Here is a 17899-nt window from a genome sequence, read left to right on the forward strand (position 1 = left end):
GTTACGGAGAAGGGCCCCTCCGATTACTCACAGCTCTTTCTCAGCCCGCGCACGACGAAAGACGGGCGGCACTCCCCGAGGGAGCGCCGCCCGTACGCGGGAAATCAACGGCTGTCGGAGTCTCCGCCGGTGACGGCCGCACGGCCCGCTTCCAGGCGGGCGACCGGCACCCGGAACGGGGAGCAGGACACGTAGTCGAGGCCCACCTCGTGGAAGAAGTGCACCGACTCCGGGTCGCCGCCGTGCTCGCCGCAGACGCCGAGCTTGAGGTCCGGGCGTACCGCGCGGCCCTCCTCGGCGGCGATGCGGATCAGGCGGCCGACGCCGTCGCGGTCGATGGACTCGAACGGGGAGATGCCGAAGATGCCCAGCTCGAGGTAGCGCCAGAAGAAGGCGCCCTCGACGTCGTCGCGGGAGAAGCCCCAGCCCATCTGGGTCAGGTCGTTGGTGCCGAAGGAGAAGAAGTCCGCGGCCTCGGCGATCTGGCCGGCGGTCAGCGCCGCGCGGGGTACCTCGATCATCGTGCCGATCAGCACCTCGACGCCGCTGCCGGCGACCACCTCGGCGACGATCTGCTCGCACTCCTGGCGGACCATCTCCAGCTCCTGCACGGCGCCCACCAGCGGGACCATGATCTCGGGGCGCGGGTGCAGGCCCTCGCCGGCGAGCTGCACGGCCGCCTCGGCGATGGCGCGTACCTGCATGGCGAACAGGCCCGGGATGACCAGGCCGAGGCGTACGCCGCGCAGGCCCAGCATCGGGTTCTGCTCGTGCATCCGGCGTACGGCGTCGAGCAGCTGCGCCTCCTCCGCGTTCTCCTCGCCGCGCTCGCGGGCGACGGCGACGTTGACCGCCAGCTCCTCGAGCGAGGGCAGGAACTCGTGCAGCGGCGGGTCGATCAGGCGCACCGTGACCGGCAGGCCGTCCATGGCGCGGAACAGGTCGACGAAGTCGGCGCGCTGCAACGGCAGCAGCGCGGCGAGCGCGTCGTTGCGGGCGCTGTCGGTCGCCGCGAGGATCAGGCGCTCGACCAGCTCCTTGCGGTCGCCGAGGAACATGTGCTCGGTGCGGCACAGGCCGATGCCCTCGGCGCCGAAGCGGCGGGCACGGGACGCGTCGTCGCCGGTGTCGGCGTTGGTGCGCACGGCCAGGCGCCGGGTCGCGTCGGCGTGGCGCATGATCGTGTCGACCGCCTCGACCAGGGTGGACTCGACCGTGTCGCCCTCGAAGTACTGCACCACCTCGGAGGGCTGCACCGGCACCGCACCGAGGTAGACCCGGCCGGTGGTGCCGTCGATGGAGAGGACGTCGCCCTCGGCGACCGTCCGGCCGTCCACGGTGAACCGGTCGCGGGCGATCTCCAGCTCGTCGGCGCCGCAGACGCAGGTACGGCCCATGCCGCGGGCCACGACCGCGGCGTGGCTCGTCTTGCCGCCGCGCGCGGTGAGGATGCCACGGGCCGCGATCATGCCGGCCAGGTCCTCCGGGTTGGTCTCCCGGCGTACCAGGATGACGTCCTCCCCCTCGGCGGCCAGCTCGACCGCCCGCTGGGCGCTGAAGACCGCCTTGCCCGACGCGGCGCCGGGCGAGGCGCCGATGCCCTTGGTGAGCACGGCCGGGTCCCCGGACAGGTCGAAACGGGGGAACATGAGCTGCGCGAGCTGCGCCCCGGAGACCCGACGCAGCGCCTCGTCGAGGGTGATCATGCCCTCGTCGACCAGCTGCGCGGCGATCCGGAAGGCGGCCGCGGCGGTGCGCTTGCCGACCCGGGTCTGCAGCATCCACAGCTTGCCGCGCTCGATGGTGAACTCGATGTCGCACAGGTCGCGGTAGTGGCCCTCGAGCTTGGCCATGATCGCGAGAAGCTCCTCGTAGGACTTGGGGTCCAGGCGCTGGAGATCCTCGAGCGGGACGGTGTTGCGGATGCCCGCGACCACGTCCTCGCCCTGGGCGTTCGACAGGTAGTCGCCGTAGATGCCCTGGGCACCGGAGGCGGGGTCGCGGGTGAAGGCCACGCCGGTGCCGGAGTCGGCGCCGAGGTTGCCGAAGACCATCGAGCACACGTTGACCGCGGTGCCCAGGTCGGCCGGAATGCGTTCCTGGCGCCGGTAGAGCACCGCCCGCTCGGCATTCCAGGAGCGGAAGACGGCCTCCATCGCCAGCCGCAACTGCTCGCGCGGATCCTGCGGGAACTCGTATCCGGTGTGCTTGGCGAAAATGCGCTTGAACCGATCGACCAGGGCCCGCAGGTCGGCCGCGTCCAGGTGCAGATCGTCGGTCGCGCCCTTGGCTTTCTTGGCCTCTTCGAGGGCGTCGGAGAATTCCTCGCCGGGCACGTCGCAGACCGTTTTCCCGAACATCTGGATGAGCCGGCGGTAGGAGTCCCAGGCGAAGCGGTCGTTGCCGCCGGCCTGGGCGGCGAGCCCGGCGACGCTGGCGTCGGTCAGGCCGACGTTGAGCACGGTCTCCATCATGCCGGGCATGGAGAAGGCGGCACCGGAACGCACCGAGACCAGCAGCGGGTCCTCGGCGTCGCCCAGCCGCCGGCCCATCGTGCGCTCGAGCGCGGCGAGGTGCTCGTCGATCTCGGCGTCCAGGCCCTCCGGGTTGTGACCGGTCGCCAGGTACGCCTGGCAGGCCCGCGTGGTGACGGTGAATCCGGCCGGCACGGGCAACCCCAGCCGGGTCATCTCCGCGAGGTTCGCGCCTTTGCCGCCGAGGAGCTCCTTGAGATCCTTGTGACCTTCGGAAAAATCGTAGACGTACTTCTCCCCGGCCATTGCCGCCTCCCATTGCCATCGGGCCGAACGCCCGTTAATGGTGTCCCGGAGGCTAGGGGCGCCGCCACCGGAGGCCATAGCCTTCGTGAACAATTGCACATGGATTCGCGTGGTTGAGCGCGGAAGCGAGCACCTTCGAGCATCCTCGCGCACCGCACCCGGGCGCGCACGTCCAGCGAGCGCGGCCGCGGGCTGTGCTGATCATCATGCTTGGCGACGGCCGGAACTGGGCAGTTCACGAGTCCGGTCACGAGCTAGGCGGTGGACAGATGACGGAGTCACTGAGGGTGAGCGAGGGCTGCGACAGCGGCGCCGCAGCCACGGATCTCACGCTCGGCGTGGAAGAGGAACTGCACGTCGTGGACCTCAGGACCCGCGAGCTCGTGCCGCGCGCCCCGGAGATCCTGGACCGGCTCGGCCGCGACCATTTCTCCGCCGAGCTGCACCGCTCGGTGGTGGAGACCAACACCCCGGTGGCCGCCACCCTGGACGAGCTGCGTGACGGCATCGTCACGCTGCGCCGCCGGGCCATCGGGGTCGCCGAGCCGCTCGGCCTGGGCCTGGTGGCCGCCGGGACCGTCCCCGTCGTCGACCTGGACGCGCTGCCCGTCACGCCGACCTCGCGCTACCGCCGGATGCTCGACGACTACCAGATGCTCACCCGGGAACAGCTCATCTGCGGCGCCCAGGTGCACGTCGGCGTCGCCGACCGCGACGAGGCGGTGGCCGTCGCGCGGCGGGTCACCCCGGCCCTGCCGGTGCTGCTGGCGCTCTCCGCCAGCTCGCCGTACTGGATGGGTGAGGACAGCGGCTACGCCAGCGTGCGCTCGCTGGTCTGGACCCGGTGGCCGACGGCCGGCGACAGCGGCGGCGTGGCCGACGCCGCCGAGCACGACGCGCTGGTCGCCGACCTCATCGCGTCCGGCACCATCACCGACCCCAAGATGGTCTATTTCGACGTGCGCCCGTCCGCGCACGTGCCCACGGTGGAGCTGCGGGTCACCGATTCCAGCCCCGACGCGGACACCGTGGTGCTGCTCGCCGGCCTCTTCCGGGGCCTGGTGCTGCGGGCCCTGCAGGACCACCGCGCCGGGCGGCCGTTCGTGCCCGTGCGAGCGCCGCTGCACCGGGCCGCGATGTGGCGTGCCGCCCGCTCCGGCCTGGAAGGCGACCTGCTCGACCTGCCCCGCTCGCCGGTGCCCGTGCCCGCTGCGGTCGCCGTCGAGCGTCTCGTCGCCGAGCTGCGCCCGCACCTGGAGGAGCTCGGCGACTGGGAGCAGGTCTTCGCCCTGTCGGTGCAGGCGCTGAGCCGCGGCAGCTCCGCCGCCCGGCAGCGGCGCGTCATGGCCCGCCGGGGCCGCATCTCCGACGTGGTGGACCTCGTGGTCGCCGACACCCGCGGCGGCGCCACCGGCATCGGCCCGGGCGGGCAGACCGTCCCGGCCGGGCTCACCCCGTACGCGGCGGACGGCGACGAGGCGTTCCCGGGCGGCGACGTCGTGCCCGCGTACGAGCCGATCGTCGGCGTGCTCGGCGCCCTCGGCCCGGCCGGGCTGCGCCGCCGCGAGGACGCCAAGGACGACGAGCAGCGCGCCCGCGGCATCACCTTCAGCGTGGCCGGCGAGGCCGCCACCCGGCTGTTCCCGTTCGACCTCGTGCCGCGGATCGTGCCGGCGCCGGACTGGGAGCGGCTGCGCGGCGGGTTGCTCCAGCGGGTCCGGGCCCTCGACGCGTTCCTCGGCGACGTGTACGGCGACCGCGCCGTGGTCGCCGACGGCGTCGTGCCGGCCTGGGTCATCGACGGCTCCCCCGAGCTGCGGCCCAGCGGCGCCCTGGCCGGCCGGTCCGCCGTCCGCGTGCAGGTGGCCGGCGTCGACCTGGTCCGCGACGGCGGCGGCGCCTGGTGCGTGCTGGAGGACAACCTGCGGGTGCCGTCCGGGATCGCGTACGCGGTGCAGAACCGCCGCCTCACCGAGGCCGTCCTGCCCGAGCTGCCCCGCCCGGCCGGCCTGATCAGTCCCGAGCCGACACCGCGGCTGCTCAAGCAGGCCCTGCTCGACGCCGCCGGACCGGCCGCCGGGGACGATCCGCGGATCGTCGTGCTCAGCCAGGGCCCGGACGACTCGGCGTGGTTCGAGCACCGGATGCTCGCCGGCGAGATGGGCGTGCCGCTGGTCCGCAGCACCGAGCTACTGGTCGACGACGCGGTCCTCTACCGGATCGCGAACGGGCGCAAGCACCGCGTCGACGTGGTGTACCTGCGCATGGGCGAGGACAGCCTGGTGCACTCGCCGGGCGCGGACGGCATGCCGCTGGGTCCCAGCCTGGTCACCGCCCTGCACGCCGGCTCGGTGGTGTGCGCGAACGCGCTGGGCAACGGCGTCGGCGACGACAAGGCCGTGTACGCGTACGTGCCGAAGCTCATCGAGTACTACCTCGGCGAGAAGCCGCTGCTGGCGGACGTGCCGACGTACCTGTGCGGGATCGCGGAACAGCGGGCGGAGGTGCTCGACCGGCTGGACGAGCTGGTCTGCAAGCCGGTGGACGGCTACGGCGGCGACCGTGTCGTGATCGGCCCGCACGCGAGCCCCGACGACCTGGCCGCCGTACGCCGGCAGATCCGCACCGCACCGCACCGCTGGGTGGCCCAGGAGGTGGTGAACCTGTCCACCCACCCGGTCTTCGACGGCCACGAGCTGGTCCCGCGCCACGTCGACCTGCGCGCCTTCGTCTTCACCGGCCGGGAATCGGTGGTCGCCCCCGCGGCCCTGACCCGCGTCGCACCCGCCGGGAGCATGATCGTGAACTCCTCACGCGGTGGCGGCAGCAAGGACACCTGGTTGCTGGCCTGATTCGGCGAGGAGGTTGTTCGCATCATGTGTGGAATCGGCGGAGAGCTGAGGTTCGGCGACCGGGCGGCCGACCCCGGGGCGGTCCGGAGAATGCTGCCGTGCCTGGAGTCCCGCGGTCCCGACGGCGAGGGACTCTGGCACCGGGACGGCGTCGCGTTCGGCCACCGGCGGCTGAAGATCATCGACCTCTCCGAGGCGGGCGCCCAGCCGATGACCGACGAGCGGCTGGGCCTCACCGTGGTCTTCAACGGCTGCATCTACAACTACCGGCAGCTTCGCGAGGAACTGCGCGGCTACGGCTACCGCTTCGCCTCCACCTCGGACACCGAGGTGATCATCAAGGCGTACCACCGCTGGGGCGCCGACTGCGTGCGGCACTTCCTCGGCATGTTCGCCTTCGCGATCGCCGAGCACGCCACCGGCACGGTGATGCTGGCCCGCGACCGGCTCGGCATCAAGCCGCTGTACCTGGCCGAGACCCCCGGCCGGCTACGCTTCGCCTCCACCCTGCCGGCCCTGCTCGCCGCCGGGGACGTCGACACCTCGATCGACAAGGTGGCGCTGCAGCACTACATGACCTTCCACTCGGTCGTGCCCGCCCCGCGCACGATCCTCTCCGGCGTCCGCAAGCTGCCGCCGGCCACCGTCCGGATCATCCGGCCGGACGGCACCTCCACCTCGACGGTGTACTGGGAGGCGTCGCACCGCCGGGTCGCCACCCCGTCCACCCGCGAGGAGTGGGCCGAGGCGATCCATGCCGGGCTGCGGACCGCGGTCGAGCGCCGGATGGTCGCCGACGTGCCGGTCGGCGTGCTGCTCTCCGGCGGGCTCGACTCCTCCTACATCGTGGCGCTGCTGGCCGAGCAGGGGCAGCGCGGGCTCACCACGTTCTCGATCGGCTTCGAGTCCGCGGCCGGCGAGAGCGGCGACGAGTTCGCGTACTCGGACCTGGTCGCCGAGCACTTCGGCACGAAGCACCACCAGATCCGCATCGGCCGGGACCGCTTCCTGCCCGCCGTGGCCCGTACCGTCGCGGCGATGAGCGAGCCGATGGTCAGCCACGACTGCATCGCCTTCAACCTGCTCAGCGAGGACGTGTCGAAGCACGTCACGGTCGTGCAGTCGGGACAGGGCGCGGACGAGATCCTCGCCGGCTACAGCTGGTATCCCCCGCTGGCCGGCGTGCCGCGGGACCGGGCCGTGGACGCGTACGCGGCGGAGTTCTTCGATCGTCCGCACCGCGAGCTCGCCCGGCAGCTCGCCCCGGAGTGGCTGCTCGCCGAGGACGTCAGCCGCGAGTTCGTGGCCCAGAGCTTCACGCGTCCCGGCGCGGACACCGCGGTCGACGCGGCGCTGCGCCTGGACTCGCAGGTCATGCTCGTCGACGATCCGGTCAAACGGGTCGACAACATGACCATGGCGTGGGGGCTGGAGGCGCGCGTACCGTTCCTGGACCACGAGCTGGTCGAGCTCGCGGCGGCCTGCCCGCCCGAGTGGAAGCTGGCCCAGGGCGGCAAGGGCGTGCTCAAGGACGCGGCCCGCGGGCTCGTGCCGGACGAGGTGATCGACCGGACCAAGGGATACTTCCCGGTTCCCGGCATCCGGCACCTCGAAGGCCCGATGCTGGAGCTGGTCCGCGACGCGCTGCACGCGCCGGCGGCCCGGGCGCGGGGACTCTTCCGCCAGGAGTACGTCGACGCGCTCCTGGCCGACCCGAACACGCCGCGGACCACGCTCGGGGCGAACCAGCTGTGGCAGCTCGCTCTGCTGGAGATGTGGTTGCAGGACAAAGGAATGTGAGGGGAAGCCGGATGGACGTCACCGTCCTGCCTGCGGGATGGCTGACCAGGGGCACCTATCCTTCGGAAGCCAGCGGGAGCTGGTCGCCGGCGCTGTCACCCGACGGCCGGCACGTGGCGTACGTGTCGGACCGCGGCGGCTCACCCCAGGTGTGGGTGCAACCGGTCGGCAGCGACCTGACGTTCCTCGTGGACACCGGTCCGGAACCCGTCGAGTCGGTGCACTGGTCCACCGGCGGTGGCTGGCTGGCCTGCGTGATCGCCCCGGGCGGCGCCCCGCGTACGGAAGTCTGGCTGGTCCGCCCGGACGGCTCGGTGCCGCACCAGGTGGCCGGCTTCGGCACGGACAGCGCGGAGAACGTCCGCTGGCTGCCCGGCCGGCCGCTGCTCGCGGTCACCGAGAACCTCACCACGGCGCTGCTGGTCGACGCCGAGCACGGCACCCGGGAGGTGGTCGCCGAGGGCGAGCTGATCTCCCTCTTCGACGTCTCGCCGGACCGGCGCCGGGCCCTGCTGCGGCACGGCCCCCGCGGCAGCCGGTACGTCATGGTGCGCGACCTCGAGGCCGGGACCGAGGAGTACGTGACCAGCGGCGAGCAGGCCTGCTTCGCCCCCGACGGCTCGGTCTGGGCCCGCAGCGACGCCGGGGAACGGACGGTGCTGCTGCGCAGCCGCGACGGCACCGCCGAGATCCTGGCCGCCTCGGAGACCGCGGAGGTGGACACGTTCGCCCTCACCCCCGACGGCACGAAGGCGGCCGTGCTGTGGAACTCGGGCGGCGGCCTCTCCGAGCTCACCGTGCTCGGCGGCGGGCCGGGCCGGATCGAGCTGCCCGGCACGGTGGTCTCCGAGCCGGTGTGGAGCGCCGACGGCGGCACGCTGGCGTTCACCGCCGAGGGACCCGGACAGCCGCACGGCGTCTGGGCGTGGGACGGAGCGCTGCATGCCGTGTCCGTCGAGGAGCCCTCCCCCGGCGCCGTGCACCCGGTGCTGCGCCGGTTCCCGTCCCACGACGGGCTCGAGATCAGCGGCTGGCTGTTCACGCCGCCGTCCGCCGACGGCCCGCACCCGGTGGTGCTCTGGTTGCACGGCGGCCCGGAGGCGCAGGAGCGTCCCGGGCACGGGCCGCTGTTCCAGTCGCTGGTCGCCCGGGGCATCGCGGTGTTCGCGGCGAACGTCCGCGGTTCCTCCGGCTTCGGCCGCAGCTTCGTCAACGCCGACAACGGGCCGCTGCGGTGGGCGGCCGTCGCGGACGTCGCGGCCTGCGTCGCGCACCTGGTGGACACCGGCGTGGCGGACCCGGCGCGGGTGGGCTGCATGGGCCGCTCGTACGGCGGCTACCTGACGCTCGCGGCGCTGACGGCATACCCGGAGCTGTTCGCCGTCGGCGTGGACGTCTGCGGCATGGCGAACTTCGCCACCTTCTACGAGCACACCGAGCCCTGGATCGCCGCCGCGGCCGTGTCCAAGTACGGCGACCCGGTCCGCGACGCCGAGCTGCTGCGTGACCTCTCGCCGATCACGCGGATCGACCGGCTGCGGGCGCCGCTGCTGGTGGTGCACGGCGCGAACGACACCAACGTCCCGGTCGTCGAGGCGGAGCAGGTGGTCGCGGCGCTGGCCGCGGGCGGCGTCGAGCATCGCTATCTGCTCTTCCCGGACGAGGGCCACGAGCTGCTGCACCGCTCGTCGCGAGCCGAGTACCTGCGCGCGACGGTCGGCTGGCTGACCCGGCACCTCGGGGTCGGTCCCGCCGGCCGGTGACGGGACACACGTCCGTTTTGTGGGGTTTGCCATTGGCGCTCCCGGGCAGGCCACGACAGGGTGGTACGGCAGGCGAGCGGACGGAGTGGGTTTCATGCAAGGCGGGGCGCGCGCCTGGGCGGTGTGGGCCGTCGGGCTCGGCGCGTACGTCGTCGCCGTGCTGCACCGCACGTCGCTCGGGGTGGCGGGGCTCGACGCGCAGGCCCGGTTCGGCATCGGGGCCGGCACGCTGGCCTCGTTAGCCGTGCTGCAGCTGCTGGTCTACGCCGGCCTGCAGATCCCGGTCGGCGTGCTCCTGGACCGGTTCGGCTCGCTGCGGCTCGTGGTCGCCGGTGCGCTGATCATGGCGTCCGGGCAGGCCGCGATGGCGGTCGCCGACGGAGCGGGCGCAGCGGTGGCCGCGCGGGTGCTGGTCGGCGCGGGCGACGCGATGACCTTCATCAGCGTGCTGCGCCTGGTGCCGCAGTGGTTCCCGTCGCGGCGGGTACCGGTGGTCACCCAGCTCACCGGCATCGTCGGCCAGCTCGGGCAGGTGCTCAGCGCCGTGCCGCTGGCCGCGCTGCTGGCCGGCGCCGGCTGGACCGCCGCGTTCGTCTGCGCGTCCGCCACCGGGGTGTTCGTCGCCGTCGTCGCGCTCGCGGCGCTGCACGACAGCCCGGAGCGCCGGGTCGTCTCGGGAGAGGCGATGACCGCCCGCCGGCTCGGCGCCGACCTCGTCACCGTGTGGCGGCATCCCGGCACCCGGCTGGGGTTGTGGACGCACTTCACGACCCAGTTCCCCGGGACGGTCTTCGCCCTCATGTGGGGTTACCCGTTCCTGGTCGCCGGCGAGGGCCTGTCGCGGGCCACGGCGAGCGCGTTGCTCACCATGTTCGTGCTCGTCGGGATGGCCGGCGGCCCGGTGCTCGGCGTACTGGTGCAACGGCACCCGCTGCGCCGTTCCTGGCTGGTGCTGGGCGTGATCGCGGCCAACGGGCTCGGCTGGGCGATGGTGATCGCGTGGCCGGGGCGGGCGCCCCTGCCGCTGGTGGTGCTGCTGGTGGTGGCGCTGGGCCTGGGCGGGCCCGGCTCGATGATCGGTTTCGAGTTCGCCCGCACGTTCAACCCGCCGCACCGGCTCGGCACGGCCACCGGCGTGGTCAACGTCGGCGGGTTCGTGGCGTCGCTGGTCACGATCCTGCTCGTCGGGCTCATCCTGGACGTCCGCACGGGCGGGCGGGCCGGCTACGACATCGCCGACTTCAAGGTGGCGATGTCGGTGCAGTATCTGATCGGCGCCGCGGGGGTCGCGGGCATCCTGCGCACCCGCAGGCTGGTCCGCCGGCGGCTGGCCGCCGAGGGCGTCCACGTGCGACCGCTGCGCGCCGTCCTCGCCGAACGAGGATGGTTTGGCGCGCAGCGCTCCGGTAAAAGCTGAGAGCTTCGCCATCGCGGGCTCTCGAGGTGAGGAGGACATGAGCGAGCAGGCACCGGACCGGTTGTGGTCCGGCATCCAGATCAGCAAGGTCATCGCCGGCACGCTCGCGGCGGTGGCAGCCGCCGTGCTCGGCTCGTACCTGGGCGTGGCGGGCACCCTGGCCGGTGCCGCCCTGGCCAGCGTGGTCGGTTCGGTCGGCACGGAGGTGTTCAACAACTCCCTGAAGCGCGGCACGAAACACCTGCAGACGGTGGCGCCGGCGTTCGTCCGGGCGCCGGCGGCGGTGGGCACCCCGCCGGTCGCGGCCGCGACCGTGCAGGAGAACCCGGCGCACACCGTGGCGCAGCCGCCGCCACGGAAGATCCGGTGGGGCCACGTCGTCCTGGCCGCTTGCGCGCTGTTCGCCCTGTCCATGGGCGCGGTGAGCGTCGTCGAGGCGTTCACGGACAAGCCGCTCTCGGCGACGGTGCGCCACACCTCGGGCACGGGAACGACCCTCTTCGGCGGCCGTGACGACGCGGGCGAGAAGGACGAGTCGCCGCGGACGCCGGCTTCCGAGGCGCCCTCCCCCGGCACGGCGCCGGCGGACGAGGAGTCCACCGGGGACCCGGCGCCCAGCCAGGCGCCGTCGGACGTCCCGCAGGAGCCGCCGGCCACCACCGCACCGGCGACGCCGGAGCCGACCACCGAGGCGACCACGGGGCCTCCGGTGCCCAACGGACTGAACGAGCCGGGCCAGGGGGACCAGCCGGAGCAGCCGGCGGCCTCCGCGGCCGAGTAGTTCACCGACAGAGATCCCCGCACCCGGCGACGGGTGCGGGGATCTCTGCTCAGAGGATCCGGTCCCAGTCGACGGTGCGGGCCCAGTCGGCGTAGCTGTGCCACTTCACCTCGGGATACCGGGCGTGCAACGCCTCGACGTCCATGAACTCGGTGGTCTCCTCGAAGCGCTGGAACATGTCGGCGACTTCGTCCCCGGCCCACTGCCGCACCTGCTCCAGCGGCAGTCGACGGTACGGGATCTCGCGGCCGACCACCTCGCTGAGGACGGCGGCCGCCTGCTCCCCGGTGACCCGGTCGGAGACGACGTCGATGCGCTCGCCGACGAAGCGGTCCGGGTGCTCGACGGCGTGCACCGCGAGCGCGGCGATGTCCCGTACGGTGACCTGGTCGAGGGGTTTGCCCGGAGAGAGCGGATTGGCCAGGACGCCGTCGGCGAGGCGGCTGAAGCCCAGATTGAGGGCGTTCTCCATGAAGTAGACGGGCCCGAGAACGGTGGCCCGCACCGGCTGCTGCCGCAGGTATGCCTCGATCTGCTGCTTGCTGTCGGCGTGGCCGATGTCGGTCTTCTGCGTCCGGTCGCCGCCGCGCACCGAGGAATAGACGAGGTGCGCGCCGGCCCGCACCGCGGCGTCGACGAGGTGGCGCCCCTGGGCGACCTCGTCGCGCTGGCCGCCCGGTCCGAAGGGGACGGACAGGCCGAAGACGGCATCGGCGCCGGACGCGGCGGCGGCGAGCGCATCCGGGTCGCGCAGGTCCCCGGCGACGATCCGGGCGCCGGCCGTCGCGAGCGCCGCGGCGGCCGGCGATTTTGGCGATCTGACGTAGACGGTGACGTCGTGGCCGTGGTCGAGCAGGAGGCGGGCGACGGCGCCGCCCTGCCGGCCGGTGGCACCGATGACGAGAACGCTGCTCAAGGGGTCAACTCCAGAGTCGGTGGCGGGTGAACGCGTCTCATCCTGTGCCCTCAACCAAGGTTGAGGGCAAGCCCTAAGATCGACACATGCCACGCCCCCGCACGACGTTCCACGAACTCACCGTCGGCCAGGTCGCCGAGCGCAGCGGCGTCGCCGTCTCCGCGCTGCACTTCTACGAGCGGCACGGCCTCGTCCACAGCACCCGGACGGCGACCAACCAGCGCCGGTACGGCCGAGACACCCTGCGCCGGGTCGCCTTCATCCGGGCGTCCCAGCAGGTCGGCATCTCGCTCGCCGAGATCCGGGAGGCCCTGGACCGGCTACCGAGCGCGCGCACGCCGACGCGGGAGGACTGGGCCCGCCTCTCCGTCGCCTGGCGTGCCGCGCTCGACGCCCGCATCGCGCGGCTCCAGGCCCTGCGCGACAACCTCACCGACTGCATCGGCTGCGGCTGTCTGTCCCTGCGCTCCTGCCACCTCACCAACCCCCGCGACGTCCTGCGCCGCGAAGGCACCGGCGCCCGGCGCCTGCTGGAACCGTCCGGCCCGGCGGTCGGCTAGGTCAGGGCGCCGGCGGCAGGTAGACGACGCCGCTCAGCGCCTGGTCGACCAGGTCCGCACAGCGGGATAACACCTGCTGCTCGACGGCGTGGTGGATGACGACTCGACCACGCAGTTCCGGCCTGGCCGTGAAGAACACGGGGGCGCATCCCGCTGTGCCAGCCGTTCGCCGGCGTGGGACGGGAGACTTAGATCCCGAGGAGGCAGCGCGCCCGGTCGCGAACTCGCGCGAAGAGCGGGAACGGCGGCCTTGCCTGGGAAGCGGCTCGGGGTCAAAGGAGAACACGATGACGCCACGGCGCTGACGCCGTCCGGCGGTGCGTCGGGCCGAGTCGGCGGCGGGCGGGCGGGCCGCGCGCGGCATGTTCGCGCGCGGCAACGAGGCTACGGAAGGCGACAGCGAGGGCGCCCGGTCATTCGGAGGGTGGTTCGGAAGTCGGCAGCCGGACGAGGAAGCGGGTGTCGCCCGGCTCGGAGCGCAGGACGATGTCGCCGCCGTGGCCGTTGACGACGATCCGGTAGGAGATGTCCAGGCCGAGGCCCGTGCCCTCGCCGACCGGCTTCGTGGTGAAGAACGGCTCGAAGACGCGCTTGCGCAGCTCCTCCGGAACGCCGGGGCCGGTGTCACCGATGGAGACCACCACGTCGTCGTCCTCGCGGTAGGTGCGTACGGTCAGGGTGCCCGCGCCGCTCATGGCCTGGACCGCGTTGTCGATGATGTTGGTCCAGACCTGGTTCAGCTCGGCCGGGTGGGCCGGGACCCGCGGCAGGCCGCGGTCGTACTCCTTGACCACGGTGACGCCGTCGCCGATCTTGTGGGCCAGCATCACGAGCGTGCTGTCCAGGCCGGTGTGGACGTCGATCCACTGGTGGGCCGCGCGGTCCAGGTGGGAATACTGCTTGGCGGCCGTGACGAGAGAGGAGACGCGGCCGGTGGCGTCCTCGATGTCGCTCATCAGCTGCTCGGTCTCCAGCGCGTACCCGATCCAGTGGATGGCCTGGTCGAGCAGCTCGGGCGAGCCGACCTTGGCCTCGATGTCGTCGAGGCACCGGACGTCCAGGCCGCCCTGGGCGAAGACCGGGGCGAGGTCCCAGGCGCGGGTCACCTGGCGTTGCTCCATCCAGTCGCCGAGCTCGTCCTCGCGGTCGGCGGTCTCCAGGGCGGTCAGGGCGGGCGCCTTCGCCGCCTTCTCGATGACCTCCTCCTGGAGCTCGACGAGCGCGTCGAGGCGGTCCGCCGCCACCTTGCCGGCGGCCAGCATGCCGAGCTTGTGGCGCATGCCCGCGACCCGCATCCGCAGCGCGCCGGTGGCCCGGGAGGCGGCGGCGGCCGGATTGTTCAGCTCGTGCATCAGGCCCGCGGAGAGCGCGCCGAGGGCGGTGAGCCGCTGGCGCTCGCCGATCGCCGCCTGGGTGTTGCGCATCCCCAGGTAGAGGCCCTCCAGCAGGTGGATGGCCATGGGGAACCACTCGCGCATCATCCACCCGAAGTCGGCGGCGGACAGCACGAAGAAGTCGGCGTCGTCGAGGGCGCGCATCGAGGCCAGGTACGTGCGTGGCACGCCGTCGTCGCGGATGTAGGCCTGCGTGGCGCCCATGTAGACGCCGCGCTGCTCCGTCCGGGTGGTCTGCACGTCGTCGCGCCCCACCCGCCGGGTGAGCGAGATCGTGCCGCTGAGCAGGATGAAGAACTTCTCCGCGGGATCGCCCTCGCGGAGCACGAGCGACCCGGCCGGGGCGTGCATGGTGCAGCCGTGGCCGGCGATCCAGGCGAGCTGGTCGTCGGTGAGCTTCTCGAACAGGAACAGCGTCCTCAGTTGGGCGGGCGTGAGCCGGCCCGGCTCGCAGGGCCGCAGGCCGATCTCCTCGGCGTCGTCGCCGCTCATCACTGCGCCTCCAGGTAACGGTGGACCAGCGTGACCGCCATCGCGCCCTCGCCGACCGCCGAGGCCACCCGCTTCACCGAGCTGGCCCGGACGTCGCCGGCGGCGAAGATTCCGGGAACGCTGCACTCCAGATAGAACGGGTCCCGGTCGCGATCCCATCCCGGCGGGCGGTTGCCGTCGCGCAGCAGATCCGGCCCGGTGCGCACGAAGCCCCGCTCGTCGCGCGCCACCGCGTCGCCGAGCCAGTCCGTCCGCGGTTCGGCGCCGATGAACACGAAGAGGTACCCGCACTCGACGGTGGTGGTGAGCCCGTTCTTGGTGTCGCAGATCGTGATGGCTTCGAGGCGCCCGTCGCCCCGCGCGCCCACCACCTCGCAACGGGTCCGGATCCGGATGTTGTCGATCTTGTCGAGCTGCTGGATGAGGTAGTACGACATCGAGGCTTCGAGCGAGTCGCCGCGGACCAGCAGGGTGACGCTGCGGGCGTACCGGGAGAAGAAGAGCGCGGCCTGACCGGCCGAGTTCGCGCCGCCGATGATGTAGACGTCGCTGCCCGCGCAGGAGGGCCCCTCGGTCGCGGCCGAGCCGTAGAAGACGCCCGAGCCGGTCAGCTCGGCCACCCCGTCGGCGACGAGCGGACGGTACGCGACGCCGGTGGCGAGCACGACCGCATGCGCCGACACCTCCCCGCCGTCCGCGAAGGTCAGCGTGCGCGCCGAGCCGTCCGGGCGCAGCCCGGTGACCTCCCGGGTGGTGAGCACCTCGGCGGCGAACTTGCCGGCCTGCCGCCGGGCGCGGTCGGTCAGCTGCGCGCCCGAGATGCCGTCGGGAAAGCCGAGATAGTTCTCGATCCGGGAGCTCTGCCCGGCCTGGCCGCCGACCGCCCGGCGCTCGACCAGCAGCGTCTTGAGTCCCTCGGACGCACCGTAGACCGCGGCGCCGAGCCCCGCCGGGCCGCCGCCGACGATGATCAGGTCGTAGAAGTCGCGGTGCGGCGCGGTGGGCAGGCCCGCCGCCTCGGCCAGCTCCGCCGCGCTCGGCTGCGCCAGGGTCCGGCCGTCGGCGGTGACCACCAGCGGGATCGCCTCCGGCCCCACCCCGGCCGCCTGGAGCAGGCGGCGGCCCTCCGGCTCGTCCGCGCCGAGCCACCGGTACGGCACCAGGTTGCGCGCCAGGAAGTCTCGGATCTCGTACGACGGCTCGCTCCACCGGTGCCCGACCACCCGGATGTCCCCGGCGTCCTTCTCCCCGGTGGCCAGCCAGGCCTCGATCAGCGCGTCGATGACCGGATAGAGCTTCTCCTCCGGCGGGTCCCAGGGCTTGAGCAGGTAGTGGTCGACGTCCACCACGTTGATCGCCTGGATGGCGGCGTCGGTGTCGGCGTACGCGGTCAGCAGCGCCCGGCGCGCGTGCGGGAACAGGTCCATCGCCTGCTCCAGGAACTCGATGCCGTTCATCTGCGGCATCCGGTAGTCCGCGAGCAGGACGGCCACCCGGGCCCCGCGCAGCTTGAGGTCGCGCAGCGCCTCCAGGGCGTCGGCGGCGGAGGAGGCCCGGACGATCCGGTAGTGCTCGCCGTAGCGCCGGCGCAGGTCCCGGGCGATGGCCCGGGACACCGAGGGGTCGTCGTCGACGGTCAGGATGGCGGGGTGGCCCATGGGGGGTCCTCAGCGGTAGGTCAGGGTGGGCTTGCCGGCGACCTTCAGGACCGCCTCGTCGAGGTAGCACCACCACCAGTCCTCGCCCGGCTCGTACGACTGCACGAGCGGATGGTCCTGCGCGTGGAAGTGCGCGGTCGCGTGCTTGCCGGGCGAGGAGTCGCAGCAGCCGACGTGCCCGCACGTCATGCAGACGCGCAGGTGCACCCAGCGGCCGCCGGACGCCAGGCACTCGGCGCAGCCGTCGCCGGACGGGGTGACGTCGCGGGCCTGGTCGAGATGGCTGCAGACGGTCATGACGGTGCTCCTCCCGTGTCGAGCAGGTCGGTGAACTCGGGGTGCCGCGCCACGTATCCGGCCACGAAGGGGCAGGTCGCCTGCACCCGGGTGGACCGGCGGCGGGCGTCGCCGAGCGCGGCGGCGGCCAGCCGCCCGGCCAGCCCGCGGCCCTCGAAGGCCTGGTCGATCTCGGTGTGCGCGAGCTCGATGCGACTGCCGTGGCGGCGGTAGTGCAGGGCACCGGCGAGCTCGCCGCCGAGCAGGATCTCGTAGCGGGACTGCTCGAAGCTGTCCACGACCACGGCGCCGGCCGGGTCGCCGCCGCTCACCTGCGCGCTGCCCTCGACCCGGAGCTTGCGCCGGGCCCGCTCGTAGAACGACGTGCGACCGAAGCGGATGACCTGCGCGGCCGCCGGCACGGGGATGATCGTCAGCCGGTCGCCGGGACCCGCGTATCCCTGGATGATGCCGTCGACCTCGATGGCGAGGCGGCCGCTGGTCGGCGCCACCTCCAGCTCGAGCTGCTCGTCGGGCGAGAGCATCAGCGAGCGGTTGAACGACGAGTGCGCCGCCGAGGCGGTGACCAGGATGCCTGCCACGTTGGGCGAGACGATCGGGCCGCCGGCCGAGAAGCTGTACGCCGTGGACCCGGTCGGGGTCGCGACGATCACCGCGTCGGCCGCGTAGCGCACGAAGTTGCTGCCCTCGACGTCGATGCCGATGTGGGCGAGGCCGTCGCCGGGGACCCGCACCATCGCGATGTCGTTGAAGGCGGACACCTCCCGGCCGTCCGGCAGGACGGTGCGCACGGCCGTGCGCGACTCGACGGTGAACCCGTGCTCGTCGATCATCGACAGGGCACCGGCCAGGTCCGGCAGGTCGACCTCGGCGAGGAAGCCGAGGCGCCCCACGTTGACGCCGAGCACCGGCGTCTTGCGCCCCTCGACCAGCCGCATGGTGCGCAGCATGGTGCCGTCGCCGCCGAGGCTGACCAGCAGCCCGGCCCGCTCGACCATCTCCTCGGCGGAGACCGCGACGGCCGCGCAGTCGATGCGGGTGATCTCGTCGTGCAGGCCGAGCACCGTCACGTCGCGCGACGCGGCCCACCGCACGATCGCCTCGATCGCGGCACCGCAGTCCCGCCGCGGGTGCAGGACCAGACCGACCACCTTGACCATGCCCATGGCCCTATCCTCCTCCGGCCGAC

13 protein-coding genes are annotated in these 17899 nt (G+C 72.9%); 6 read left to right on the forward strand and 7 right to left on the reverse strand.

The features are described 5' to 3' along the window. Positions 1-104 precede the first annotated feature (104 nt). Positions 105-2780 (reverse strand): pyruvate, phosphate dikinase, encoded by a 2676-nt coding sequence (gene ppdK / locus IEY99_RS13105; protein WP_189202862.1) that lies wholly within the window; start codon positions 2778-2780, stop codon positions 105-107. 269 nt (positions 2781-3049) lie between these two features. On the opposite strand from ppdK, the gene IEY99_RS13110 reads away from it, so the two are divergent. The 5 genes from IEY99_RS13110 to IEY99_RS13130 all read left to right on the forward strand — a co-directional run bounded on the left by IEY99_RS13110 (position 3050) and on the right by IEY99_RS13130 (position 11393). Next, complete coding sequence (locus tag IEY99_RS13110) at positions 3050-5632, forward strand: carboxylate--amine ligase/circularly permuted type 2 ATP-grasp protein (RefSeq protein WP_189202864.1); 2583 nt, start codon at positions 3050-3052, stop codon at positions 5630-5632. 24 nt (positions 5633-5656) lie between these two features. Next, a complete protein-coding gene (locus IEY99_RS13115; protein WP_189202866.1) occupies positions 5657-7432 on the forward strand; it encodes an N-acetylglutaminylglutamine amidotransferase in 1776 nt (591 codons plus the stop codon). Positions 7433-7443: 11 nt separating this feature from the next. Then, positions 7444-9195, forward strand: coding sequence for a S9 family peptidase (locus IEY99_RS13120; RefSeq protein ID WP_189202868.1), 1752 nt, complete (start codon positions 7444-7446; stop codon positions 9193-9195). Between the two features lie 94 nt (positions 9196-9289). Beyond that, positions 9290-10612, forward strand: a complete 1323-nt coding sequence (locus tag IEY99_RS13125; protein ID WP_189202869.1) for an MFS transporter — start codon at positions 9290-9292, stop codon at positions 10610-10612. Between the two features lie 37 nt (positions 10613-10649). Continuing rightward, positions 10650-11393, forward strand: coding sequence for a hypothetical protein (locus IEY99_RS13130; RefSeq protein ID WP_189202871.1), 744 nt, complete (start codon positions 10650-10652; stop codon positions 11391-11393). 49 nt (positions 11394-11442) lie between these two features. Here IEY99_RS13130 and IEY99_RS13135 read toward each other — a convergent pair whose 3' ends face one another. Next, the gene (locus IEY99_RS13135; protein ID WP_189202873.1) at positions 11443-12309 is read right to left on the reverse strand and encodes an NmrA family NAD(P)-binding protein; all 867 of its coding nucleotides are present in this window, start codon (positions 12307-12309) and stop codon (positions 11443-11445) included. An 86-nt stretch (positions 12310-12395) separates the two neighbouring features. Here IEY99_RS13135 and soxR point away from each other — a divergent pair, with 86 nt between their 5' ends. Beyond that, complete coding sequence (gene soxR / locus IEY99_RS13140; protein ID WP_189202875.1) at positions 12396-12869, forward strand: redox-sensitive transcriptional activator SoxR; 474 nt, start codon at positions 12396-12398, stop codon at positions 12867-12869. A gap of 1 nt (position 12870) precedes the next feature. Here soxR and IEY99_RS13145 read toward each other — a convergent pair whose 3' ends face one another. The 5 genes from IEY99_RS13145 to IEY99_RS13165 all read right to left on the reverse strand — a co-directional run bounded on the left by IEY99_RS13145 (position 12871) and on the right by IEY99_RS13165 (position 17876). Continuing rightward, positions 12871-13008 (reverse strand): hypothetical protein, encoded by a 138-nt coding sequence (locus IEY99_RS13145; protein ID WP_189202877.1) that lies wholly within the window; start codon positions 13006-13008, stop codon positions 12871-12873. Positions 13009-13282: 274 nt separating this feature from the next. Beyond that, a complete protein-coding gene (locus tag IEY99_RS13150) occupies positions 13283-14755 on the reverse strand; it encodes an ATP-binding protein (protein WP_189202879.1) in 1473 nt (490 codons plus the stop codon). Next, positions 14755-16413, reverse strand: a complete 1659-nt coding sequence (locus IEY99_RS13155; RefSeq protein WP_189202881.1) for an NAD(P)/FAD-dependent oxidoreductase — start codon at positions 16411-16413, stop codon at positions 14755-14757. The genes IEY99_RS13150 and IEY99_RS13155 overlap by 1 nt, the downstream gene beginning before the upstream one ends. Before the next feature lie 9 nt (positions 16414-16422). After that, entirely contained in the window at positions 16423-16710 is a 288-nt protein-coding gene (locus tag IEY99_RS13160; RefSeq protein WP_189202883.1) for a UBP-type zinc finger domain-containing protein, read from the reverse strand. Then, on the reverse strand, positions 16707-17876 hold the full coding sequence (locus IEY99_RS13165) for an NAD(+)/NADH kinase (RefSeq protein ID WP_189202885.1): 1170 nt from the start codon (positions 17874-17876) through the stop codon (positions 16707-16709). The genes IEY99_RS13160 and IEY99_RS13165 overlap by 4 nt, the downstream gene beginning before the upstream one ends. Between the last annotated feature and the right edge of the window lie 23 nt (positions 17877-17899).

Source organism: Couchioplanes azureus (assembly GCF_014648355.1).
GTDB classification, from domain to species: domain Bacteria; phylum Actinomycetota; class Actinomycetes; order Mycobacteriales; family Micromonosporaceae; genus Actinoplanes; species Actinoplanes azureus.

Bases quoted from the DNA above. Each gene is read 5' to 3' on its own strand.
- IEY99_RS13120 (WP_189202868.1), top strand. From the start codon at position 7,444: ATGGACGTCACCGTCCTGCCTGCGGGATGGCTGACCAGGGGCACCTAT.
- ppdK (WP_189202862.1), bottom strand. From the start codon at position 2,780: ATGGCCGGGGAGAAGTACGTCTACGATTTTTCCGAAGGTCACAAGGAT.
- soxR (WP_189202875.1), top strand. From the start codon at position 12,396: ATGCCACGCCCCCGCACGACGTTCCACGAACTCACCGTCGGCCAGGTC.
- IEY99_RS13115 (WP_189202866.1), top strand. From the start codon at position 5,657: ATGTGTGGAATCGGCGGAGAGCTGAGGTTCGGCGACCGGGCGGCCGAC.
- IEY99_RS13150 (WP_189202879.1), bottom strand. From the start codon at position 14,755: ATGAGCGGCGACGACGCCGAGGAGATCGGCCTGCGGCCCTGCGAGCCG.
- IEY99_RS13160 (WP_189202883.1), bottom strand. From the start codon at position 16,710: ATGACCGTCTGCAGCCATCTCGACCAGGCCCGCGACGTCACCCCGTCC.
- IEY99_RS13110 (WP_189202864.1), top strand. From the start codon at position 3,050: ATGACGGAGTCACTGAGGGTGAGCGAGGGCTGCGACAGCGGCGCCGCA.
- IEY99_RS13165 (WP_189202885.1), bottom strand. From the start codon at position 17,876: ATGGGCATGGTCAAGGTGGTCGGTCTGGTCCTGCACCCGCGGCGGGAC.
- IEY99_RS13125 (WP_189202869.1), top strand. From the start codon at position 9,290: ATGCAAGGCGGGGCGCGCGCCTGGGCGGTGTGGGCCGTCGGGCTCGGC.
- IEY99_RS13155 (WP_189202881.1), bottom strand. From the start codon at position 16,413: ATGGGCCACCCCGCCATCCTGACCGTCGACGACGACCCCTCGGTGTCC.
- IEY99_RS13130 (WP_189202871.1), top strand. From the start codon at position 10,650: ATGAGCGAGCAGGCACCGGACCGGTTGTGGTCCGGCATCCAGATCAGC.